5 protein-coding genes are annotated in these 5,241 nt (G+C 34.2%); 1 reads left to right on the top strand and 4 read right to left on the bottom strand.

The window, feature by feature from the left end; all coding sequences use genetic code 11:
• The first annotated feature begins 308 nt into the window (after positions 1-308).
• Positions 309-566, top strand: coding sequence for a hypothetical protein (locus tag ABIN61_09260; GenBank protein MEO0294384.1), 258 nt, complete (start codon positions 309-311; stop codon positions 564-566).
• A gap of 193 nt (positions 567-759) precedes the next feature.
• On the opposite strand, the gene ABIN61_09255 is transcribed toward ABIN61_09260, so the two are convergent.
• From ABIN61_09255 to ABIN61_09240, 4 genes are all read right to left on the bottom strand, one after another.
• Positions 760-1,527, bottom strand: a complete 768-nt coding sequence (locus ABIN61_09255) for an ABC transporter ATP-binding protein (protein MEO0294383.1) — start codon at positions 1,525-1,527, stop codon at positions 760-762.
• A gap of 390 nt (positions 1,528-1,917) precedes the next feature.
• Positions 1,918-2,496 carry a redoxin domain-containing protein gene (locus ABIN61_09250; GenBank protein MEO0294382.1) on the bottom strand — a complete coding sequence of 193 codons (579 nt, stop codon included), beginning with the start codon at positions 2,494-2,496 and terminating at the stop codon, positions 1,918-1,920.
• Entirely contained in the window at positions 2,493-3,470 is a 978-nt protein-coding gene (locus ABIN61_09245) for a 6-bladed beta-propeller (protein ID MEO0294381.1), read from the bottom strand. Before ABIN61_09245 ends, ABIN61_09250 begins: the two co-directional genes overlap by 4 nt.
• A 512-nt stretch (positions 3,471-3,982) precedes the next feature.
• Positions 3,983-5,095: a sigma 54-interacting transcriptional regulator gene (locus ABIN61_09240; protein MEO0294380.1), complete on the bottom strand. Its 1,113-nt coding sequence runs from the start codon at positions 5,093-5,095 to the stop codon at positions 3,983-3,985.
• Positions 5,096-5,241 lie beyond the last annotated feature (146 nt).

Here is a 5,241-nt window from a genome sequence, read left to right as displayed (position 1 = left end):
CCAGTCCAAGGATTGTATCATAAAGACCTGTAAACCACATTGGAGGGAAAAGGTATATAAAGGATGAGTTTAATTCATTCTTCTCCAAACTTGAGAATATTGTGGGAAAGAAGGAAAAGGAGATAAGGAAAAGGACCATTAGAAAGCTCTGTAAATATGTGGATAATTTTTCAAATAGGTGAAAGGGGAAAACTACTAAAGATATTCCCAAGAGAAAAGCACCCAAAAGGAAGATAAAGAGATTGGCAAGATAAACACTTAAAATATGGGCGATAAAGAAACGAAGGAGAAAAAAGAAGCTTACCTTTTTGAGGGAGGTTATAAAAAGGGGGAATATAAATGATGCAAATAAATTTGAGCTCATTGAAAATAGACCAACAAAGAGAAGCAAGCTTGAAAATTTTGAGAGGAAGAATAATTTTGAACTTATTGGCAACGGAGAAATATTGGAGTGCTCCGTAATATCAGGGAAAACTACCCTGAGTTCTAAGGCAGAGATAAAGCCCATTATCATCATGAAAAATGATATAAAAAAGCATTTTTTAATCCAGATGGAACTATCGTAAAGAGGGACATCGGAGTAAAGATAATAAAAAAGTAGGGAGTTGGAAAGATAACCTCCTGCAACAGCAAGCATTGCAAGAATAACAATTATACTCGCTTCCATATGCTCTCTGAAAGGAATTGTCTCATTCCAGAAAAATCTCCAGAAGAAATGTTTTGTAAGGGTTAAAAATCTCTCTGCAGACTCCCTCAAACCTATCCCCTCTTCATAATATCTACCATCTTTTCAGCTACTCCCTCCTCATCAATTTTTAAAACCAATTGCTGAAAAACTTCCTCAAGGGATTTAACATTCATAAGATTCCTTAGATTTTCTGCAGAATCATCTGCAAGGATTGTGCCCTTGTGAATTATAATAACTCTTGTGCATATCTTTTCAACCTCTTCAAGAATATGGGAACTGTAAAGAATAATTTTACCCTCTTCAGATAATTTTCTAAGAATGCTCCTGAGAACAAGGGAAGTAGCCACATCAAGACCTGTAAGGGGTTCATCAAGGAGAAGAACATCAGGATTGTGAAGAAGAGCAGAGGAAATTAAAATTTTCTGTTTCATCCCCTTTGAATAGGATGAAAGCTCTGAGTGCATATCCGCTTCCAGTCCAAAAAGCTCCATAAATCCATTGATTTTTTCCTCAAGAATCTTTTCAGGAATGAGTCTAAGGCGTCCAACAAGCTTAAGATATTCATAACCTGTTAGATAGGGATAAAGTTCCGAATGTTCAGGAACATAACCAATTCTCTCTTTATACTCATTTATATTTTCCCAGATATTCTTTCCATTAAAAAAAATTTCCCCATTGCTCGGCTCAATAAGCCCTGCAAGCATCTTTATTGTTGTCGTTTTGCCTGCTCCGTTAGGTCCTAAATATCCGACGATTTCACCTGACCTCAGAGTAAAAGAGACTGAATTCACTACAGGAATAGCAAAAAACTTCTTTGTAACCCCTCTAAGCTCAAGCATCTCAAAAAAATTTTATCCTTTTTGCTTTATCTTTTCAACAATTTTATAATTTTTTCAAATTTAATTTCCAAATATATGAGTAAAAATTAATCAAACGTTTTCTTTTTTATTCACCCCTTTATACTCTTTCCTTTATCAATTTACCGATTTTAAAGTGAACTAAAATTAATTTTATCCTTTCCATTTTCTAAGTAGAATACTCTGTCAAAGGAAGTTTTAGAAAATTCTCTTTGGGAGATTACTATGCAGATTTTGTTTTTGAATTTTTCTTTTATTAGATTTTCAATTCTTTTTTCTGATTCTGGGTCAAGCTCAGAGGTCGCGAATCGAAGATTATTATGTCAGAGTTCTTTAATTTTACAAAATAATACCCTTATTAACGAGAACTCTTTAAGAAAATCCCATTAAAAAGCAAATTTCATTTAAAATCTGTTTTGTTTGGTAAGGGACACCTTTTAGTTTTATATAATATTTTACCTTAGAACCTTCTGTGAAAACTATAGAAGGAGTATTACAATTCCAATTATGAGCTATTTCACCCTTTGGATCTATAAGAATTTTAGAAAATTTGCTTAGATTTTCCTTGTTAATAAAATGCAGTAATTCAAACTGGTTAGTTTTGCTGAAAATCCATACAATTTCCAAACCGCGAATATTCGATAATTTGTCACCTATCTCATATGCTTGCTCGATACAAATTTCACAATCTATCGGTGCTACTAAAATAAAAACAAATCTCTTGTTAGAGGAAAAGTAAAGATTTACAATATTCCCATTGATATCTGGAAGTTTTATTGGGTGTATATATTCTCTATTTAAACTTATTTTTGCTTCCAGGGCTTTCGCGTAGCTAAAAGAAAGTTCCCAATTAACTTTACATTTATAATACTGGGAAAAAATGAAAAAAAGACAGAAAAGTAAAAATATATTAGTCCCTCCTAATAACCACAAGAAAAGCTTGCCCTTCATAGTTTCAATTTATATATCTCTAATTCAGTAAAATCTTCGCCAAGCCTTCCCTTAAAATATAGATTTCCTGATGGATCCTTTCCCAAGAGCTCTAAGTCGGTTAGAACATTCTCATGAATCAAATTTCCTTCTTTGTTGTAAATATCGATTCTGAACTCATTTGGTTCGTGGACTCTTAAAAAAACCAGAATGTAATCTTTGACAACAATGACCTTTAACACTTGATGCCATTTCGATAGCCATTTTTCATATTTGTCACGGTTTAGTGGATTAGGATAAGGATGAGGGGGCGAAATGTAATTCTTAGGTATTGGAAATATTCGTGCCAATTCTCCATTTGGTAAAAACTTGTGAAGCTTATATCGGTAGATCCATGATGTGTATATGTTTCCATCAGAATCTATATCAAAAGGTGCATATAGAGCAAGAGTGAATAAGGCATCTATTTTAGTAATTTGGTATTCCAAGGGGAAAAAGGATTTTTTTGGTTCTCCCTCTCTTGTATAAAAATGTAAAAAGTACCCTGGATATAAAGTATCTCCATGTTTTAACCCAGAAACGAGTAATTGATTTTTTGAGGCAATTATTTTTGCGATAGAAGTAATTCCTTTGCAAATTACCGATTTTATAAATATTCCTTCAACTGTAAAAAAACTGATTCTGTGCGTGAATAAATCCCCAACACACATTTCATCATTTGTAATCGAAATACATCTTGGGTAAATAAATTCGCCAGGACCCTCACCTTCTCTTCCAATTACTTTGAGTAATTCTCCGTGTTGAGAATATTTTTTGATATTTTTTTCACCAAGGTCGAGTATGAACAAATTATTATTTTTGTCAACTGCGATATCCACAATATTAAAAGATTTTTTTAATTTAACATGTGTGTTAAGAGAAAAGTATTCGTCAAAATAGCTACCAAAAGCCTCAACAAAACTTATCAAGAAAAATATCAGTTTCAAATATCTCATTAGCTTATGATATTCAATGTTCAAACTGTTGTCAATGGGAAGGTTATCACCTTCCCCTTTAGAACCTTAATATTTGTCTCATTTTTCCTCATATTTATAACATGGCATGCAGTTAGGAGTCCACCCACAGAAACAAACATACATCTTAGTTGTAGGATCTTGAAACAGACGCCCAGGCTCATCTACAGGTACCCACTTACTGAACACAGGGGTGGGTAGTAACAAAAGACCGAGAGAAACTCCAACTATTTCTGCCAATAGAAGGGAAACAATTAATACCTTTTTAAGCATCTCTTAAACCTCCTGAAATTTGTTCTGCCAGTTGTCTGGCATCATTAAAATTTATATCAAGGTTCATGCCAGAATTGTGATTGGCTTGTGGAGAGGGTTTGGGGATTTATAAAATCTACTAACTGTCCCTATTTGGTCATTAAATGTCCATATATGGACATTCTTATAGAAAAATACCTATGGTAGCCAATTTTACCTCTCATATATCTGTCCATATTTGGTCAGTCTAATCCCATTTTTCTCAATTTGTTTATCAGAGTTGTTCTGGGAATTCCAAGAAGTTTTGCCGCTTTGCTCTTGTTTCCTTTTGTAAGGGATAATACCTTCTGAATGTGCATTCTTATTGTATTGTTTAGAGTTAGATCATCCATTTGCTCTTTTTTGTTGAAGGAAAGAAAAGAATGCATAGATAAGCCCTTCTCTGATAGAGAGGGGGTCAATTCTGAAGGAATGGATAGCCTCTTCTCTTCATTTCTTATCTTCTCTGGAAGGTCTTCTATCTCTATTGTTTTCCCTTTTGAAAGAAGAACTGCACTGTGTATCACTTTCCTCATCTCCCTAAGATTCCCTGGCCATGGGTATCTCTTTAGGGCTTCCATTGCTGGCTCGCTTATATCCTTCTCCATTCCAAGTCTCTTACATTCTTTGAAAAGAAAATAATAAATGTATGCTTCCTTATCCTCCCTCTCCCTCAAAGGTAGGATTGAAAGCTCAAGACCTTCTATTCTGTAAAATAATGGCGGATAAAGAGAATTCTTTAGCTCTTCCAGTGAAAGAGAGCTTGCTGAGATTATTCTTACATCTGCCCTTTCAATTCTGTCTGAGCCAAGGGGTTGAATCTCTCGGAAGTCAAGGAATCTTAGAAGAGAGCTCTGGAAATTCTCAGATGATGATTGAATTTCATCCAAGAATACTGTTCCTCCATCTGCTGACTTCAGTAGCCCTCTCCTTTTCTCAATCGCTCCAGTGTATGCTCCTCTTTCATGTCCAAATAGCTTGGAGTAAAGAATGTCCTTTTCATGCTCAGATGAGCAATTCATTGGATAGAAGGGTTTATCTTTCCTTTTGCTCAAAAAATGAATAAATCTTGATATAATCTCCTTTCCAGAGCCAGACTCGCCTAAGATAAGAGCTGGCTCCTCTGATTCTGCTATCTTTTTTATTTTTTCAAAATTCTCCTTCAGCCACTCATCCTTCCACATGAAATAAAAATCTTGACTCTCTCTTCTAAGATAATGAGTAAAATCAATGCAGACCTTTTCAAATTCTGAAGATGGTTCCAGACCCCCCTCTTCAAGAAAAATCATTCTCTTAACTCTTTCCTTCAAATCCATGACCCCTCCTTTTGCTCCATTTTTCTGCCTTTTTATTTAAATTTATTCTTTATTTTATTAAATTTAAAAATTTTTTGTCAAGAAAGAAAATGCATGGCTAATTTTATGTTGGAAATAGATGCATTGCATTATGGGAAAATCTATTA

The organism is candidate division WOR-3 bacterium, assembly GCA_039804165.1.
In the GTDB taxonomy this organism is placed as follows: domain Bacteria; phylum Hydrothermota; class UBA3072; order UBA3072; family UBA3072; genus JAFGHJ01.
Note: the sequence above shows the minus strand (reverse complement) of the source record. Positions and strands in the feature narration are given on the sequence as shown.